Below are 18,252 nucleotides of genomic sequence, written 5' to 3' on the forward strand. Positions count from 1 at the left end.
GGGTCAGTCCTCCGTGTAGTGCTGGGAAACGGCTTCCCAGTCCTTGGCCCACCAGCCGGCGAGGCGGTACACCTCGGCAGCCGTGGCGTCCTGTGCCTTCACGGACCGCAGGTGGTCGAGCAGGCCGACGTCGCGGCGGCGAGCTGCGATCACGTAGGTGAGTACATCATCGCCGTCGATCCGCTCGTGGTCCGTCGCCCACAGCGCGTACTCGGGCCAGAGCAGTCCCACGAAGTCGTGGAACTCACCGAGATCCTCCTCCGAGTCCTGCCACGTGTCGTTGTAGGACTCGAAGTCGTCGATGGTGGCACGTCCCTGAAGGACGTCGTCGATGAACGTCATACCTTGATCTTTCGCCCCTTCACCTTCGGCTTGTAGATGTGTCCGCCTTCGGGGTCGGCGCTGCCGAGGTGGTTGCCCTTGGAATCGTAGACCTCGATGTCACCGTGGGTGTAGTCCCACTCGTAGTACCGGCGCGACTTCCCGGTTTTGCCGTTGGTCTTCGTCTTGCCCTTGTACGGCCTCAGCTTCTTCCAGTAGCCGGAGTTGGCCGGGGTCGCCTTCTCGGTGTGCCCGTGGCGATGGACGATCCACTGCGATCCCTTGTAGACCGCGTAGACGGTGATGCCGAGGGCCATGAGGCCCGCCACGATCCAGCCCAGCGGGTTCCACCAGTCGGCGACCGCGAAGAAGCCGAGCGCCGCGACCGCCGCGAAGCGGCCGTCGAGGTCGTAGCAGTTGACCGGGTCGCCGTAGCAGTAGTCGTAGGCGTTGGCGCTGCCGCCGGGAACCGGGTCCGGGGACAGGAAGCGGCCCGTGTCCGGGTTGTAGAGACGTACGCCCATGAGGAGGAGGCCCGATGGGGTGTCGTCCGCGCGCTGCGCACCGCCGAGCCACGCGTAGCGGGCCGCCGGCTGGTCGGTGCGGGGGTGGCCGAACTCGTCGTAGTCGAGAACGGCGGGGGCGGCCTGGGTGTCAGCGGGCAGCTGCAAGGTGATGTCACCGTGCAGGTTGGCGAGCTGCAGGACGCTGCCGCCGGTCTTGTCCGTGATGGCGGTGAGGCTGCCGTCCAGGCCGTCGACGTTGCGGGTCAGTGCGCCGGTGGCGGTGTCTTCGACCGTCCAGCGCGGGTCGTCGGTGTCGCCGTCGTAGTGGTTGGTCCTGGCGCCGGTCTGGGTCCAGGCACCGGACGCGTTGGATTCCGTTTTCGAGGCGCGCAGGCGCAGCCCGGAGTCCAGGGTCCAGGTCTGGCGCTGGTTGCCGGCGGTTTCCTGCTGGACGAGGTCGTTGTTGAAGTAGGTGACGGCGGCGCCGGGCAGTGCGGTGGTGCGGCCCAGGGCGTCATAGGTGTAGCCGCTGTTCACCAGCCGGTCGGCACTGTCGTAGGTGTACGACGTGGTGGTGGCGCCGGTGGTGGTGCAGTCCGCGTTGGGTGCGGCGGCGGCGGTGGCCAGCGACTTGCGGTTGCTGTTCTTGTCGAACGTGTAGGCGCGCGTCGTGCAGACGGCGTCCGGGGTGGTGTCCTGTGCCTGGGTGAGGCGTCCGATCTTGTCGTAGGTGTAGGCCTGGGAAGCGGTGACGCCGGGTGTGCCGGTGTGGGTGGCCCACTGGTCGTGGATGGTGGCGGTGACGCTGTCGGCGACAAGGACGGTGCCGTCGCTGTCACGGTCGTAGGTGCGGGCCGTCGCCGTGCCGACGGAGTCCCGCTGCTGGGTCATGGTGTACCCGCCGGCCAGGCCTTCGGTGGTCAGCTCTCCGTCGGCGTCGTAGCGGGCGGTGAAGGTGCCGGCGACCGAGTCGGTCATGGAGGTGGCCATGCCCCGCGGGTCGACGGCGGTGTCGTAGGTGTAGGTGGTGGTCGACGGAACGCTGTCGGTGACCTTGGTCGGCCGGTCGAGCGCGTCGTACTGCGTGGTGGTGGTGCCGCCGTCGGCGTCGGTGTAGGAGATCAGGCGGCCGAGCTTGTCGTACGCCTTGGTGATGGTGCCGCCCGCCGTCGACGTCTGGGAGACCGGCAGGCCGGTGGCGCTGTCGTATCCCGTGGTCACGGTGGGGATCACCGGGCCGATGCCGCCGGTGACCGACATGGTGGCCGGCCGTCCGGCACCGTCGTAGGTGGTGCCGGTGGTGCGAGTGACGCTGCCCGAGGTTTCCGTGACGGTGGTGGGGTTGCCCCACCGGTCGTACTGGAAGGTCTTGGTGGGCAGGCTGGTGGGGTTGGCTCCTCCGCCGGTGATGGCCGAGGCCGGGCCGCTCTGGCAGACGGCGTCGGCCCACTCGGGGCGGCCGCCGCAGACGCCGGTGCCGTCGCTCGTGTAGTAGGTCGTGACGGTCGTACCGGCGTCGGAGCCGTTCGAGGCGGGCTGGCGGGTGGAGGTGATCCGGCCCTGCTCGTCATACCCGGTCGCGGTGGTGACGGCGAGGCCGCCGGGGTCCTTGACCGTGCTGGTTTCCAGGCCCTTGGCCCAGTCGTATCCCGTGCTCACCACGCGCGGGTCGGCGAGCACGTCCGGCCAGGCACGGACCTGGGCGCCGACCGTCTCCTTGGTGATCTCGTTCTTGACCGTGGCCGTGCCGTCGGTCGGGCGCCCGGCGTCGTACTCCTCGAGCGTATGCCGACGAGCCGCGGTCTGGGCGCCGGCGGTGGCCAGCTTGGTCGCTCCGGACATCAGGTCGCCTGCGAGCGTGACCTGGTGCAGCGGCCCGAAGGTCTCCAGTTCCTGGGTGCCGTCGTCGTTGTAGACGCTGGTCGTGGACAGCAGCTGCGCACGCTCGGCGGAGGCGAGGGCGTTGATGCCCAGCGTGGTGAGTTCGTCCTTGTGCGCCTGGGTGCTGCCCAGCGCCAGCTCACGGTTGCCCGCGCTGAGCGTGCGAATGACGTTGCCGAGCCGGTCGTACTCCGTGACGGAGAGGTGATGGCCGGGAGTGGCGCCGTCCACCTCTCGACCGGAGGCGTCGAGGTAGTGGATGTCCGCGCGGGTGTAGTCGCCTGCGGTCAGGGACGTGCCGTCGGTGGAGGCGGGCACCTGGTCGGGCGGGAAGACAGCGGTCGCGTCCGTGGGCGTGTCGCTCTGCCCCCAGGCCGCCACCGCGCCCGCGCTCATGTTCTCCGGGGCCGCGGCACCGGAGACGGGCACCGCGTACACCACGGTAGTGGTGGCGGTGCCGTTGGCCGCGGTCGCACTGCCCGGGGTGAGGGTGGGGCGCGAGACCGACAGCAGCATGCCGTCCCCCGCCGCCGGTGTGGAGCCGGCCTTGCCGTAGGCGAAGGTCCACGGCAGCTGACCGGAGGGGGTGAGCGTGGTGACCCGGCCGGCGTTGTCGTAGGCGTACTGGGCCTTCACCGCGGGAGAGACACGCGGGTCCCAGGATTCCCGAAGCCTGCCGGCGTCGTCGTACGCGTACTGCGCGACGGCGACCGCGGTGGACGCGGTGGCGTCCGGCGCGGTGGACCACAGCTTGATCTGGCTCACCTGTCCGGCCACGTCACCGTACGAGGTCGCGGTGGCCGTGGTGGTCGTCGGGTAGACGAACTCCAGTACCCGGCAGCCCTTGACCGAGGGGTCGCTCTGGCATCCGGCAAGGGTGGTGGCGGTGGTGGAGGCGATGATCCGCTTGGGGCGGGCGAGGGTCTTGTCCCCGACCGTCACGGCCTCGGAGACGACCTTGGTGGTGGAGTTGGCCAGACCGTCGGCCAGCGAGCTGGTGACCGTCCAGGCCGTTGCGGCAGGGGCGACCTTGGAGAAGGTGGTCACCGTGCCGCCCGTGTCGGACAGGGTGAAATCGCCGGAGGTGAAGGACCCCTTGAGCGTCAGGCTCTCGAAGCCGGGCTCCGGTACCCAGCCGGACTTGGCCGCGTTCGCGGTGAACTTGACCGTGCTGCCGTCGACGGAGGCCAGGCTCAGCGAGGTCGCCGACGTCTTCACGATCTGCGCGTAGTCGGAGTCGACCGCCTCGGCGACGGTGCCGGACAGCCACTCCTTGCCGAAGATCGGCGCCTGACCCTCCTGCGCGGCCCCGGCCTGCGGGGTGCGGGAGGAGGCCGTGCGGGTCACCGACATGCCGAAGAACTCGGCATCGGTGGCGGAGAGAGTGAAGTCGCCGGTGAGCAGGTTCACCGCTCCCGGGCCGACCTTCTCGCTCGCCGCCGCGTCCGCGGTGCGGTCCACGACGACGGTGATCGGATCGGACGACGTGGCAGCGCTGTCGGGGCCGGTGAAGTCCGCGCGGAGCTGAACGGCTCCGTCCGGTGTGACGGTCGAGGCTGCGTTCCAGGCCAGGTTCGGGCTCTTGCCCGCGCTCAGCGCGATGGGCCACGCGGTCAGCGGCTGCCCGGCGTTGGTGACGTCACCGGCCGGGATGGGCGCCCACGTGTCGGCGTCGCCGCGGCGCCAGGAGAAGGTGACCTTGTCGTACTTGGAGCCGTCGGCTTCCGCGGCGAGCGGTACGCGGGCGGCGGTGCGGGTGCCGTCGTCGGGTGCGGTGACGCCGCCCGGGCCGACGTGGAAGGTGTACGACACGGCCTCGGACTTGTTGTCCGCCTTGTCGGTGGCCCGCACCTGCAACGTGTTGGTGCCGGCCTTCGCGGGGGTGACGTTGAAGGTCACCGGGGTGGTGCCGGAGGTGGGGACCTTGGTCCAGGTGGTGCCGTCCAGCGACCACTCGATGCCGTTCTGGTCACCGGAGGGCGGGGTGACGGTGAACTTGCCCGCCTGCCCGGCGCCCTTGACCCACTGGTCGGCGGGGTAGTCGGCGGAGGTCACCGACGCCGGCGCGGAGGGCGCGGAGGTGTCGACGGTGAAGACCGCGTACGGCGACCACTCCAGGTTGTAGCTGGTGCCGTCGAACGGGGTGGTACGGAACTTGTACGTCTTGCCGTTGGCCAGCAGCCCCGCCGGCACCTTCACCGAGGCCGGCTGCCCGGCCGGCACGAACGCCGAGGTCAGGTTGGAGCCGACCTGAGTACCGGTGGCGTTGTCGGCTATCTGGAAGAAGCCCTGGACCTTGTCGTTGTTCGGGTCGGCGAAGGTGTCCCGCAGGGTCGGGGTGAGGGTGTTGACGTACCAGGCGCCCTTGGAGTCCTTGAAGAACGGCGGGCCGGCCTGCTGGTCCGTGCCCGTGCGGGGCCGGTAGTTGTAGGTGACGGTCAGCTTGGGCGGGTTGGACGCCGCGTTCGCGGAGTTCACCCGCTTCCACGGCATGCTCGACGCCTCGTCTGTGGTCCGCAGACCCATGTTCGACGTCGTGTTCTTCGCCGACGCCCACGTCTGCGCCAGGTTGGTCACGTCCGCGCTGATCCAGCCGTCCGGCTGCGTCGAGCAGCCCGGGTTGCCGGTGGTCGCGGTCGACGTGGCGAACTTCTGGTTCCACGCGGGCTGCGCGGACCCGGCCCAGCGCGAGGCGGTCGAGGGCTTGGCGGTGTCCCACACCTCCCACGGGTACGCCTTGCAGTCGGTGTTGCCCGAGTGGAAGTTCCACAGCGACAGCTTCGCGGAGGAGACCAGAGCGTCGGCGAACGGCGCCGTGTTCCACGTGATGAACGACCGTGCGGTCCGCGCGGTGCCGTCGGCGTTCTTCGTGCCGGGGTTGCCGAGGTCGAGCTCGGTGTCCGCGGACCAGTCGACCGTCTCGCCCTGCTGGACGTAGGTGTCGAAGACGTTGCTCAACGCCGTGGTGGAGGGGTCCACCGTGACCGGGAACTTCGTCGCCTTGTCGGCGAGGAAGGCGGCGTCGGGGGTGAAGACCAGATCGATGCCGGAGCCGTGCCGGACGACCTTCAGGCCGACCTTCGCCCGGTGGGTGTGTTCGCCGGAGACCGGGTCCGTGGTGGCGTCCCACATCACCGGAGCGGGCATCACCGCACGCTTCTTGCCCGTCTTGACGTCGGTGAACACGACGCTGCCGTCGGCCTGCCGAGCCGCTTTGAGGCCCTTGGCCTTGAGCGGCATGGTGTAGGCGTAGCCGCCGGAAGCGGGGCGCTGCTTGATGGTGACGTACTGCTCGAAGCCGGTCCGGGTGGCCTCCACGACCACGTCCGCACCGGGCACGGCGTCACGGTAGGTGGCCTTCGGACCGTCCAGGGCCGGGGTGGGCAGGCCGCCCTTCCACCGCAGTTCCACCTGCTCCCGGCCCTGGCCGAGGGTGACCAGGGTGCGTGCCGCGGCCTTGCCCGCCGCCTTCAGCGAGGCGGGCTTGCTGCCGCCCTTGCCGCTCAGGACCAGGCCCTCGGGGTGAGCGGCGGGAGCGACCGTGCCGTCGGCGCGGGCCGCCAGGTCCAGGTTTACGTCGGTCCACCGGCCGTCACGCTTGAACCGCACCGGTCCGGCCGCGAGTTCCGTGGTCAGCGACCCGTTCGGGTTCACCCACGTCGTGGACGTCTCCGTGCGTTCCGACAGTGCCTCGACCCGCTTGCCCGACAACCGCGCCGCGACACGGGCCGAGGGCAGGTCGGCCGCCTGCGACGCCCACCGCTTGCCCGCCTGCACGGACTTGGCCGGGGCCTGAGGTGCGGCGAACGCCGCTTCACTGCCGTCCAGCAGCGAGATGGACATGGCCAGAGCCAGCGAACCGGCCAGTGGCGCAACCACTCTCCTGAAAAGCCCCCGTCGCCATCTGGGCGACGGGGGTGTGTGCTGATGCACGCGCAACCTCCATGTGAAGGCCCTGTGATGGGCCGAGGGGCGAGCATAAGGTTTGCACTTGGCAAGGAGGGGGATCGGAAAGGGTTAATGATCATCAGATTGGACCCTTATGCGATGTTTACTCCTTGCTGTGCGTTGGTTAAGTCTTTGCCGCACGATGGGAACTTCTGGCCGACGTGCCTGACTGATGCATGCCCCGTGAAGATCACAAAGACCGTCGGAGGCCCTGGCGGTGCGGCCGGCCAGGGCGTTTCGTCACGCCGGGTGATCCCGCCTGGGGATGGGTGTCTTGCGGGATGACGCCTACGGCACCGGGAGCGGCCGGGGCCGGCTGAATCGCCGCTTGCGACCGCAGTGATGGCGGATGAGTGGTGACGGTCTCGTCGGAAGGGGCCGGCTATCTCGGCCGTGACAGAGACGGCCGGCGTGTACCGGGCGAGGACGCGGGAACCGTCGACCCGGACGAACAGCGGGCCGGCCGTGCGCCCGGCGGCCGCGAGGGCGTCGAGGCAGGCGTGGCAAGGCCCGGACGGGGCAGGTGGCCGCGTCGCTGCCGTACAGCACGGGGTTCGGGGTGTGCTTGCGGTCACGTCGTAGCCGTGCTCCGCCTCCTTCACGGTGGCGACGTCCAAGGCGACCAGCTCGGAGACGCGGGCCGCCGTGGTGAACCCGAGCAGCACCAGGGCGGCGTTCCGCTTCCCGGCGAGGATGGAGCGGTCGACCCCGGCGAGCATGGCGCCGATCTGCGGGGGGGGGGCACGAGATCTACAAGGAGAATGCCGCCGTCGTTACCCGCGCGCTCCAGCTGGAGCGCGCGGGTAACGACGGCGGCCGTGCGTCTTGTTGTTGGTGTTGGTCTACACGCCTACGTGCCGGGCTTGCGGAACCGGCCTCCGTGGGGAGAGTCCGCGAGGGCGGAGTGCTCTGATCCGTATGTAGAGATTCCTTCTCCAGGTGCTAATTTGAGATCAATATGCAGCAAGCTCTCCTCGTGGCATACACGGCGTTACTAGGCCGTGGCGAAAAATGGGGGGTTTCGATGCGTGTACAAGCCCGTTTAGGGGCGGTTGCGGGAGCCATGTTGCTGTGCCTCGGCGCCGTGGGGACGGCGCAGGCGGCTGAGGCTCCGGATACGCCGCAGCAACAAATCGACGAAGTGCTCGCCAAGACTGTGGGTGGCGTGCAGATCAGCGAGAATGAGATCGCTTGGGAGAATGGTTCCGTCATTATGACGTTTCCAGTTCCCGGCGAGGCCGACGCGCCGCTGTCCAGTCCAACTGCGATGAGACTCATGGCGAAGGCTTCTGCTCCGGCTGTGATGGCGCCGCAGGCTGTGGATGAAGCAGCCCAGGAGGCTATCGACGCGGCGGACGAGGCCAGCAACGACGGCCCCGATTCCGGAGTCACGGCGTCCGGGTCGGACTCTTCGTGTCCCACACAGATCATCGGCAACGACTGGTACTGCTTTTACCAGTACACGAACTATGGCGGTCGGCGCCTGCAGTTCAGCGCGAAGTACACCATGAGCAACGCTCCGATGTTCGATGCCTGGGACTTTGAGAACAGGACCTCGTCCTGGTCGAACAAGGGTGGGAAGACCATCTACGTGGCAGGCCGTACGGTGACCGGAAATAACTATTCCTGCCATAATTATGTGGACGGCAAGCGGCCGGTGCTGTGGCAGGAAAGCGACCATTCCCACAGCTCAAGCCTGGGGTCCCTGGACAACAAGGCAGACTGCTTCTGGACTTCGTAGCCCAGCGGAGCCCGGCACGTCTTGGATGTGCCGGGCTCCGTCATGTCCGATCACGGAAGCCGATCGGACTTCATAAAGTTGATGTAGCCGATGACCGAGTAAGGCTTGACATTGAGCTTGCCGGTATCGTTCAGAATCTGTTCTTCGTCGGCGAGCAGGTTTCCTGTGCGCGGATCGAAGATCAACGTCCGCTTGTTGGGCAGGCCGCCGAAGCGACCGGTGAGGGAGAACGCTTCGCCGGTCCGCCCCGCGCGGTCTTTGACCTTGCCCGTGTAGACGATGTCCTTCGTGTCAGCGAGGACACGCAGCAGTGCCGCTCGCTGCGCGGGGGAGAACACGTGGTCCTGGAAGCGTTCAGGTACCACTTCGTACAGCAGACCCGGCCCCATCCGCTGCCCGTTCGCCAGCCACGCCCGCATTCCTTCCACGGTGGAGGGCGGCTCGGTCAGACTCGACGCGTCGCCGGACCCGGTGCTCTGCTGCGGGGCCCGGCCCAGTGCACCGGCATCCTCCCAGAGCTCGCGCTGATCCCTGTTCTGGAACTCGGGTGGCAGAGTCCTGGTCTTCCAGCGGGCCGAACCGTCGGGCTTCTGCCAGGTCTCGCGGTGCTCGGGTATGACGGCCGACGTCACCTGAATGTTGTCCACGCGGGTGGACAAGGACCACGAGTCCCACACGAAGTGCTCGGTCTTCCAGGGCGCGGGCCTGTCGTCGGGCAGGTGCGCGACCCGGTTCGCGATGTCGTGGAGCACGTCCGCGGCCGGCCGGTCGCTCGGGTGGTAGGCGAGCGGCGCGGGGGTCAGCGCCAGGGCCGGCTGGGCCGCCGTGCCGAACGGGCCGATCACCGTGTAGGCGACCGCTGCCGCGGTGGCCGTCGCGGCAGCGGCAAGACACCAGCGCAGCGCCGGCCGTGACGAGGAGTGCGGCGCGGCACCGGCGTCTTTCGGTGTGGCGAAGATGCCCTGCAACTGCGTCTCGTCCGCGGGCCGTCCCGCGGTCACGGGGTTCATGGCCCGCAGGACCTGGTCGAGATCACGCATCTGCTCCCCCAAGGATCGCGGAGACCGGGTGGGCCGGGTTGTGCTGGACGAGGTCGAGGTGGTGGCGCAGCCGGGCGCGGGCACGGTGCAGGCGCACGTGAAAGGCCGCTGTGGAACAGCCGATGGCCTTCGCCGCCTGCCGGGCCGGCAAGTCCTCCCATAAGACCAGGCGCAGCACTTCCCGGTCGGACTCGCTCAGGGCAGCGAAGGCCGCGGCCATGGCGAGCTGTCCGGCCACTCCTTCCGCCGGGTCAGCCGCGTGCCCATGTGGCTGGCGCGCCACCTCCTCGACCAGGTCCAGTCGGCGCTGCTCAGCACGATAGGTGTTTGCCAGTGTCCGCCGAGCCGTGGCGTACAGCCAGGGCAGAACCGCCTTGCGCGGTATCGCCTCGATCCGCCTCCACGCGGTCAGAAAAACCTCGGCGACAACGTCGTCGCTCGCCGAGGAACCACCCAGCCGACGGCGCACGTACGCGTCCACAGCTGAATGATGTTCCCTGTACAGCGCCGTGAAGCGCTGCTCATTGGTCGTGTTCACATTCCCTCCAGCCCGTATATGTGCACCATCGGCTGATCCTTACAGGCACTCATGGAGGAATCTGAAGGTCCGGTGTTTCCCTGTCCAAAGACACACGCCCCGACGGTGTCATTCGGTGCCAACCGACAGCTCGTATCCGTTCGAGGAGTGCTAGATCCAGGCAGGGAGCCTGCAGCGCCCTCTCCGCGGCGGTCAGGGCCCGGCGGCACGGTCCGTCCTCACCGAGGGCGGCGAGGGCACGGGCCTGACGGAGGCAGGAGAGCGCGGGCGGTGGGGTGCTGGGTGCGCGGGATGGCGGGTTCGAGGATGGCCACGGCACCACGGGCGTCTGTGAGCCAGAGCAATTGGTAGGCGAGGTCGGACAGGATGCCCGCGCCGAGGTCGCACTGGCCGGCGGTGTGGGCGTCGTGGAGCGCGGCGTGGCAGAAGCGGCCAGCAGGGGCGGCTGGGATTCGTCTGACGTCGATCAGCACCGACCGCGGAATGCCATGCTCGGGCCAGACGGCGTGCGCCGGTCAGTCCTCCCCTGCGGGTCGGGGGCGGAACGCCTGATAGAGGGCGACGCTGGCATCCACGGCCTTCGTCGGCACCGGGGTGATCCTGATCCCCAAGACGCAGCGCGTGTACCAGTCCATCGCGACGGTCAGCTCCGCCTGCAACCACGAGTCACCGGGTCCAGGGCGAAGACGTCCAGCCGGCTGGTGCCCATGAGCAGGTACTCACCCGGCCGGGTCGGCCGCAGCTTCCCGTAGACCCCGCCGGGCCGGGAGGCGATGTCCCGGTTCCGCTTCGTACTCAGCCGGAACATCGGATGACGCCGCTCCAGATCTTCCAGGAGGCGGTAAGCCGTCGCCCGGCTGGGCAGGCCCTCCTCGTCAAATCCTCTGGCCAGCAGTCGGGCCCGGGTCCGCTCGATCGCCGTCTTGCGCGACGGCTTGGGCTGGCCCGTGTGCTCGACCATCACCTCCAGCGCCGCCTCCGACCGCACCTCAGAGTTCCGGTGCCCCGAGCGCGGCCCGTTGCGGGCCGGCACCAGCCCCGCCTCGCCGTCCCGGCGGAAGGCCGCGACCCCACCGCTTGACCGCGCGAGTCGCCACCTCGAGCTCGGCCGCCTTCGCCGCGTACCGAATCTCCAACGGCTCACCCGCCGCGTAGGCAGCACGAGTCTCCTCCCGGCCGCCAGTTCCTCGCTGCCACCGCGGAGCCCCGTGAGCACCTCCCTCACATGCGCAGCCCGCTCCAGCACACGCTCCCGCTCGCCGACGTCCACCCAGTCCACCACCGCCGCCGCCATCTGCTGCGGATCGTCGGAGGCCGGCCCCGGCCCGTCCGGGATGACGCGAGCGCGGTCGGACAGCAGCAGTTCCTTGACGGCCAGCCGCAGCCGCCGGTCCCGGCCGTCCTTGAGGACCGCCTCGCCGCCCGCCTGCGTGCCGGCGAACTCCACCACCTCGACGACCTCGCCGTCGTAGGAGAACCGGCTCCCCACTCCCACCCGCACCGCCGCCCGGCTCACGACGCCGTCCTCAGCACGCTGCGAGCACTCAGCGGAACGCTCAGGTCGACTGACCACTGCTGCTTCCAGGGAAGGTGCAGGACCCCGGCCCGGACCAGCGGAGCCGGCCGACCGGGCAGGCAGTCGGACGCCTCTCCCCGCGTGTTCCCGTCCACCACCCGGTCGGGTACTTCGTCGAAGATGACCGGGTCGAACAGCCGCTCAGAGGATGCCGCCTCCACCGCCAGGTCGTGTATCCCCTCGGTCAGGTCCGGCTCGAACAGCCAGTCGCGGCGGTAGCCCACGAGGAACCGGGCGTTGGCCAACTCGGCTTCCGGCGGCTCACTCCACACCTCGTAGCGCTAGCCGCGGAACTCGACCACCTCGCGGGTCCAGGCGAAGGCGAACGCGTGCTCCGGCTTGGCCGCCCGGTGCTGCGGCTTTGACGTCAACGACCAGCGGGCCTGCCGTGGTTGCCATCAGGGAGTCCGAAATGTGCCGGCGCAGCACGCCGTCCACTTCCGCCCGCAGCAAGAAGGGCTGGACCACGATCGCGGTGACATCCCGGTCGAAGGCCGCTAGAGCAACCGCGCCAGCTCCAACTGCGACTCGTAGATCACGTGATCCGACTGCGTACTCGACCAGTACGAACCCGAGCAGTGCTTCTGCCCCATGTACCAGCGGAACGTCCGCCACGGCGCGGCCGCGTACAGCATCTCCAACGGCGCCCGCCCCCAGGCGAGAAGGCTTCCGAGTTCGCGCGTTGAGGTGCCGCTGACGGCTGACCAACAAGCGTGTACGACCTGTAGGACCAAGGGTCTTCATGGGCCGTTGGCAGTGCACGAGCCTGGCCGGCCGCGAAGTCGGTGACCAGGTCGCGCCACGGCTCGTACGTGGTGTCCGCACTCTCACCCGGGGCGCCCGGTGGCGGACCGGCCGGCGGGTGCCGGCCGGTCGTCACAGCTATCGGCCGCGGGGCCGGGCAGGTCGTTCCAGCCGTTGACTGCTCTCGACAGCTCGACCCCGGGTAGGCGGAACCCCGGCACGTGGTGGGCGTCCAGGTGCGCCCTTGCCAACAGCAGTGTTGAGCCAGCGAATGGTGTCGGCTCGAGCGGCGAGGTATCAGCACGGAACTGTCAACCGTGGCCGTCGCCTTCCTTGACCGGGACACCGCCGGCCGTATGGACTTGAGTGCGGCGAGGAACGACGAGGCCGGTCTCGTAGGCAAGCACTACGGCCTGGGCTCTGCTGCCCACCCGGAGTTTGGTCATGGCACGGTTGAGATGGGATTTGACGGTGGCCTCGCTGATGACCAGGGCGTCAGCGATTTCGTTGTTCGACAGGCCCTTGGCGGTGAGCCGGAGCACTTCGCGCTCCCGCGTGGTGAGTACGTCGAGCCCGGTCAGAGTGCGAGCCGTCGAGTCCACCCGCTTCACGTACGCCTCCACGAGCCGTCTGGTGATGCTCGGGGAAAAGGGCAGGTCTCCTCGGGCAGCCGCGATGACGGCGGAAACCAGGTGTTCCGGGCTGTCGCCTTTGAGGAGGAACCCGGAGGCGCCGGCGCGCAGGGCGGCCGAAATACTCTCGTCACGGTCGAACGTCGTCAGGACGACGATACTCGGACGCGGTTCGGAAGCCTGGGCGAGGATGTGCTCGATGACCGATATCCCTGCACCCGGCACTTGGATATCGATCAGGATGACGTCAGGATTTATGCTGGCGGCGCATGCCATCGCTTCCTCGCCGTAGCCGGCTTCCCCCACTACTCGGATACCGGGAGATGTGTGCAACAAGGACAGCAATCCCGCCCGTATGAGTAAGTTATCGTCGACCACGAGCACCTTGATCATTTCCGATGACCCCCTGACACATCTATTTTGTTGACATGGCCGCTGAAGATCCGCAGGAGAGTGTGACGCTCACGGGTAATCCCATCAAGATAGCCCTGACGTATGGCTGATTGTGACCGTTGCGGCGGTTCGCGGGTGGCGCGGGCAAGCCCCGGAGCGTCGGTCATCTCCCCGTCAGGGATCCAAGGCGGCAGAAGGTCATTCGCCCGTGGTAGCCGTACCTACCACGGCAGTTGCAGCCCGCCGCTCGCTACTACCTCGGGGGTGCGTCACGGTTCCACCTCTCACCCGAGGACAGCCAGCCCCTCCACCCCTTAGCGTTTCGGTCGTCACTGTTGAACCCGGAGGTGGTAATGGAGAAATGGACGGACCGGCTCATATCATCGACTGAAGCCGAACACCTGGCCGTCGACCAGGTGCAGGACCTGTACCGCCGTTACGTCAACCGAAGCCAGGTCAGGTTGATGACATCGTTCGGCTTCGGTCAGGACCTGGTGGACCGCGCCGAGGGCGCCTTTCTGTACACCCGTGACGGCAAGCGAATCCTCGACCTGACCGGCGGCGTCGGGGTTCTCAACCACGGGCACAACCATCCCCGAATCCTCGCGGCCCGACAGCGCTTCCAACAGGAACAGCGCATGGAGGTCCACAAGACTTATTTCTCGCCCTACCTCGCGGCCCTGGGACACAATCTGGCTCAGGTGCTGCCCGGCGATCTGAACATGTCCTTCCTGCCGAACTCCGGTGCCGAGGCAGTGGAGGGAGCCGTCAAACTGGCATTCAAGTACCACGGTGGTCGACGCAGCCGGATCCTGCGCGCTGATATCAGTTTCCACGGCAAGCTGCTCGGTTCGGGCGGTCTTACCGGCGGTGCCCAGAACCACTTCGCCTTCCCCACCATCCCGGGCATCGGCACCTTTCGTTACGACGATCTGCAGTCGGTCCGTACGGCTGTCGCCGAACTTCGGGGGAAGAACGGGCGCAGCGACGTCTACGCCATCATCGTGGAGCCCTTCAGCGCTTCCACGATGCAGTGGTGCTCCGGCGAATTCCTGCGGGGCCTGCGAGATCTGTGTACGGCCGAGGACATCGTGCTGATCTTCGACGAGATCTACACCGGTTGGGGCAAGACGGGCACGATGTTCTACTTCATGCGGTACCCGGAACTGGTGCCGGACGTCCTGACCACCTCGAAGTCCTTCGGCGGCGGCAAATCCTCCATTTCCGCCTTCGTGACCAGGGAGCCCGTGTTCCGCAAGGCCTACGACAACATGACCGACGCCATGATGCAGAGCACCAGCACCACTTACTACGGCTTCGGCGAGGAGACGGCCACAGCGCTCGAGGCGGTCGCCGTCGCCGTCGAGGACGATTTCCCCGGCCGGGCGCGCGCCCTGGAACACGTGCTGGCGCCCGGTCTGGAACGCATCCGCAAGTCCTACCCGGACGTGGTCGCCGACGTCCGCGGGGCCGGCGCTCTGTTCGGTGTCTTCCTCTCCGGCGGTCCACGGGTGCTCGACATGCTCGGCAAACTGCCGGCGCCGGGACCGGCCAGGGATCCGCTGCTGCGCACCAAGATCATCACATCCGCGGTGGTCAACGCGCTGTACCGTGACCACGACATCTACACGTACTACACGCTCAACGGCCGCAGCCCCTTGGTCGTCAGCCCCCCGCTGGTGGCCGGGCCCGCCGATGCCGAGCGCTTCCTCGAAGCGCTCGACGCCACCCTCGCCCAGGGCATGGCCCGGCTGGTGACGCGGTTCGTCCGGGAGCGGGTGAGCACGCTGTGGTGACCAACGCCCTGCCTGCCCGTATAGCAGTGACCGGCGCCGCCGGTGTCCTGGGTTCCCATCTGGTGGCGCACCTGCTCCGTCAGGGGTGTCAGGTTCATGCTCTCGATGTCCGGCCGGTGGCACCCGCACAGGGGCTGGTTCCCTTCACCGGGGACATCCGCGACCCTCTGACGGTCGCCCAGGCCTTCGCGGGAACCGACGCGGTCGTGCACTGTGCCTCGGCCCTGCCCAGCTACCGTGCAGCAGAGATCCGATCGGTGATCGTGGCAGGCACCGCTACGGTGCTGGAGGCCGCCGCCCAGGCGCGGGCGGCCAGGATCGTCCATGTGTCCTCGACGGCCGTCTACGGGCTTCCCCGGCTGGTCCCCACCCCCGAGGACCACCCCCGCGAACCAGTCGACACCTACAGTGAGGCCAAGGCCGCGGCCGAGGAGACGGCCGAGACCTACCGTGCCCGCGGGCACTGCGTGTCCGTCATCCGGCCGAAGACCTTCCTGGGCCCCGGCCGCATGGGCCTCTTCGCGATGCTCTTCGAATGGGCCGACGAAGGACGCCACTTCCCCGTTCTGGGCCGCGGTGACGTGCGGATCCAGATGCTCGCTCTGGACGACCTGGTCGAGGCCCTGATCACGGTCCTGCGAGCGCCACGAACGGCCGCCGACGACACCTACAACGTCGGCGCGGCCTCGTTCGGCACCCTGCGCGAGGACTTCCAGTCGGTACTGGACGCGGCCGGCCACGGCAAGCGGGTCGTGTCCGTGCCGGCCCGCCCCGCGGTCGGACTGCTCCGGACACTGGAGCGTTCCCGGCTGTCGCCGGTGTACGGGCGGCTGATCTCCAAGCTGCTGGCCGACTCGTACGTGAGCGTCGAGAAGGCGCGTGAGCGACTCGGTTTCGTCCCCCAGCAGTCCAACCAGGACGCGATCCTCCAGACCTACCGGTGGTGGCGGGAGAACCGCCATGGTGAGGTCCCGGCCGCCGGCGGACGCACCAGCAACCAGCCTTGGCGGCAAGGCGCCCTGGGGCTGGCGAAGATCCTCTTCTGACGTGGCACCAAGGAGAACCCCGTGTTCAACACACCGACGCACGCACCCTCGCCGCCTGCCGGACCTCCTCCTGGGGCCCCACCGCCTCGAGGGAGGCCGGTACACGAGCTGATCACGCTGGTACGCCCGTATCAGTGGGTCAAGAACACCATCATGGTGCCGCTTCCGCTGCTGCACCCTCAGGTCTGGACAGCCCGTGGGATGCTCCACCTGGCCGCTGCGGTCGTGGTCTTCACCCTGGCGTCGTCGGTCGTGTACATCGCCAACGACATCACCGACCGTAAACGGGACCGGCTGCATCCCGGCAAACGACAACGGCCCCTGGCCGCCGGCCGGGTTTCCGTCTCCGCCGCCGCGTTCACCGGCGGAGCCGTCGTCGCGGCCCTCGTCCTGCTGATCGTCCTTGTCGAGCCGCTGCTGGCGGTCCCGGTCGGTGGCTATCTCGCGCTGAACCTCGCCTACTGCCTCGGACTCAAGCACGTGCCCGTGGTCGAGATCTTCGTGGTGGCCGCCGGGTTCGGACTGCGGCTGATCACGGGCTACGTGTCCGTGCGGCTGGACACCTCGTGGTGGCCGACGCTGGGGGTGTTTCTCTTGGCCATCGTGGTCGTACTCGGCAAGCGCCGCAGTGAAATGGAACTCGCCGATCCGAGCCATCGGCCGGCACTGCGGGGATACACCAAGCCCCTCGTCGACCAACTGGTCCTGCTCAGCGCGGGGCTCGGGGTGACGATGCTGGTGTTCTTCCTCAACACGTACGAACCGCCGTACGGCGTATGGGCGGCGCCTGTCCTTCTCCCGCTCACGCTGCTCGGGCTCTTCCGGTACCTGCAGATCGTGGCGACGTCCGGCGGCGACGCCGATCCGGTGCGCACCCTGGTCAGGGACCGGATCATCGTCGCGACCGCGGTCCTCAGCCTGCTGGCCTGGATCGCCCTCCAGATCGTTGTGCACGGGACGTTCGAGGGAGCGCCGGATCCGGCCGCAGGCCAGGGCTCGTGAGCGCACCCGTGCTCGCCGAGGACGCGACCGAGGCGCAGCCGCCTCGCCCGCGCTGGGGCATCGGCAGCCGGTCCGTGGTCATCGCGACCGGGCTGTGGATCACGTTCCTGGCCGCACACCTGCTGCTCGCCGGCCGGTGGTGGGTCTGGCTGATCGTCGAGACAATGCCGCCGGTCACCCTGGTCGTCGTCCCGCTCACGCTGCTCGTCTGCGCGCAATTCGCGCGTCCGGTCCGTCGCCGGGCCGGCGCCGCTCTGGTGGCCGCCCTGCTGGCGGGGGCCCCGTTCGCGGGTCTCGCGCCCGCCGCCGCCTTCGGCGACAACGGCTCCGGCCCCCGGGCGGGCACGCTGAAGGTCTTCTCGTGGAACACCGACTACTGGCACATGACCGACGATGTCACAGCCTTCTACGCCTATCTGCGCGCCCAGCACGCCGACGTGTACCTGCTCCAGGAATACCTGCACTGGGACGACGGTCCCGTGCGAATCGACGACCTCACACGGCTGCGCGTCGCCTTCCCGGGTTACCGGATCGCCGTGGCCAGCGAACTCGTGACGATGTCCCGGATCCCCCTCGTCGGCCAGCGGCTTCTCCCGGCCTCCGACACCGACTGGAGGGGAAGCCGGGTGCTGCGCACAGACGTCCGGTACGGGTCGACGGTGATGTCGCTGTACAACGTGCACCTCGCGGTGCCGGTCAATCTCGATCTGTCGCCGCTGACGAAGGAGTTCTACCGCTACACGCACGACGAGTACCGCCGTCGGCAGGCGGAACTGACGTCCTTGCGGGCCGACTTGGCCCGGAACCCGTTGCCGCGCCTGGTGGCCGGCGACTTCAACAGCGCGTGGGGCAGCCGGCTGCTGACCCTGCCGGGCGGGGTGGAACGACGGGACCCCGGCGGTTTCCTGTTCCCCCGTTCGTGGCCGGCCTTCGACATCCCGCTGCCCCGGCTCTGGCGTCTGGACTGGGTCTTCAGCACCGCGGACGTGAAGGTGAGGAGCTACCGCTTCGTCTCCCCCCGGGCGATGTCCGACCACATGGCACAAGTACTGCAGATTTCCGTCGCGGACCCACGAGATGACAGGTGA

The 18,252-nt window shown here is 68.5% G+C and carries 13 protein-coding genes; 5 read left to right on the forward strand and 8 right to left on the reverse strand.

Features of this window, described 5'->3' with window-relative positions; genetic code table 11:
• Positions 1 to 3: 3 nt before the first annotated feature.
• Both ACZ4SV_RS31800 and ACZ4SV_RS31805 read right to left on the reverse strand, forming a co-directional pair.
• Positions 4 to 342 carry a Rossmann-fold NAD(P)-binding domain-containing protein gene (locus ACZ4SV_RS31800; RefSeq protein WP_365876417.1) on the reverse strand — a complete coding sequence of 113 codons (339 nt, stop codon included), beginning with the start codon at positions 340 to 342 and terminating at the stop codon, positions 4 to 6.
• The gene (locus ACZ4SV_RS31805) at positions 339 to 6,551 is read right to left on the reverse strand and encodes a DNRLRE domain-containing protein (protein ID WP_468008550.1); all 6,213 of its coding nucleotides are present in this window, start codon (positions 6,549 to 6,551) and stop codon (positions 339 to 341) included. The genes ACZ4SV_RS31800 and ACZ4SV_RS31805 overlap by 4 nt, the downstream gene beginning before the upstream one ends.
• A 1,063-nt stretch (positions 6,552 to 7,614) precedes the next feature.
• Between ACZ4SV_RS31805 and ACZ4SV_RS31810 the strand changes: the two genes are divergently transcribed.
• A complete protein-coding gene (locus tag ACZ4SV_RS31810; protein ID WP_468008554.1) occupies positions 7,615 to 8,397 on the forward strand; it encodes a peptidase inhibitor family I36 protein in 783 nt (260 codons plus the stop codon).
• A gap of 50 nt (positions 8,398 to 8,447) precedes the next feature.
• On the opposite strand, the gene ACZ4SV_RS31815 is transcribed toward ACZ4SV_RS31810, so the two are convergent.
• The 6 genes from ACZ4SV_RS31815 to ACZ4SV_RS31840 form a co-directional block, all read right to left on the reverse strand.
• Positions 8,448 to 9,437, reverse strand: coding sequence for a CU044_5270 family protein (locus tag ACZ4SV_RS31815; RefSeq protein WP_468008557.1), 990 nt, complete (start codon positions 9,435 to 9,437; stop codon positions 8,448 to 8,450).
• Positions 9,430 to 9,975, reverse strand: a complete 546-nt coding sequence (locus tag ACZ4SV_RS31820) for an RNA polymerase sigma factor (RefSeq protein ID WP_468008560.1) — start codon at positions 9,973 to 9,975, stop codon at positions 9,430 to 9,432. Before ACZ4SV_RS31820 ends, ACZ4SV_RS31815 begins: the two co-directional genes overlap by 8 nt.
• Positions 9,976 to 10,618: 643 nt before the next feature.
• A complete protein-coding gene (locus tag ACZ4SV_RS31825; RefSeq protein ID WP_468008563.1) occupies positions 10,619 to 11,491 on the reverse strand; it encodes a hypothetical protein in 873 nt (290 codons plus the stop codon).
• A complete protein-coding gene (locus tag ACZ4SV_RS31830; protein WP_468008567.1) occupies positions 11,488 to 11,796 on the reverse strand; it encodes a hypothetical protein in 309 nt (102 codons plus the stop codon). The genes ACZ4SV_RS31825 and ACZ4SV_RS31830 overlap by 4 nt, the downstream gene beginning before the upstream one ends.
• A 252-nt stretch (positions 11,797 to 12,048) precedes the next feature.
• Positions 12,049 to 12,192: a hypothetical protein gene (locus ACZ4SV_RS31835; RefSeq protein ID WP_468008571.1), complete on the reverse strand. Its 144-nt coding sequence runs from the start codon at positions 12,190 to 12,192 to the stop codon at positions 12,049 to 12,051.
• Between the two features lie 414 nt (positions 12,193 to 12,606).
• Positions 12,607 to 13,320 carry a LuxR C-terminal-related transcriptional regulator gene (locus ACZ4SV_RS31840; RefSeq protein ID WP_468008574.1) on the reverse strand — a complete coding sequence of 238 codons (714 nt, stop codon included), beginning with the start codon at positions 13,318 to 13,320 and terminating at the stop codon, positions 12,607 to 12,609.
• A gap of 353 nt (positions 13,321 to 13,673) precedes the next feature.
• Here ACZ4SV_RS31840 and ACZ4SV_RS31845 point away from each other — a divergent pair, with 353 nt between their 5' ends.
• From ACZ4SV_RS31845 to ACZ4SV_RS31860, 4 genes are all read left to right on the forward strand, one after another.
• Positions 13,674 to 15,116: an aspartate aminotransferase family protein gene (locus ACZ4SV_RS31845; protein ID WP_468008578.1), complete on the forward strand. Its 1,443-nt coding sequence runs from the start codon at positions 13,674 to 13,676 to the stop codon at positions 15,114 to 15,116.
• A gap of 8 nt (positions 15,117 to 15,124) precedes the next feature.
• The gene (locus ACZ4SV_RS31850) at positions 15,125 to 16,162 is read left to right on the forward strand and encodes an NAD-dependent epimerase/dehydratase family protein (RefSeq protein WP_468008817.1); all 1,038 of its coding nucleotides are present in this window, start codon (positions 15,125 to 15,127) and stop codon (positions 16,160 to 16,162) included.
• A 153-nt stretch (positions 16,163 to 16,315) separates the two neighbouring features.
• The gene (locus tag ACZ4SV_RS31855; RefSeq protein ID WP_468008582.1) at positions 16,316 to 17,164 is read left to right on the forward strand and encodes a UbiA prenyltransferase family protein; all 849 of its coding nucleotides are present in this window, start codon (positions 16,316 to 16,318) and stop codon (positions 17,162 to 17,164) included.
• A complete protein-coding gene (locus ACZ4SV_RS31860; protein ID WP_468008586.1) occupies positions 17,161 to 18,252 on the forward strand; it encodes an endonuclease/exonuclease/phosphatase family protein in 1,092 nt (363 codons plus the stop codon). The genes ACZ4SV_RS31855 and ACZ4SV_RS31860 overlap by 4 nt, the downstream gene beginning before the upstream one ends.

The sequence above is a fragment of the Streptomyces sp. NPDC027672 genome (assembly GCF_055566335.1).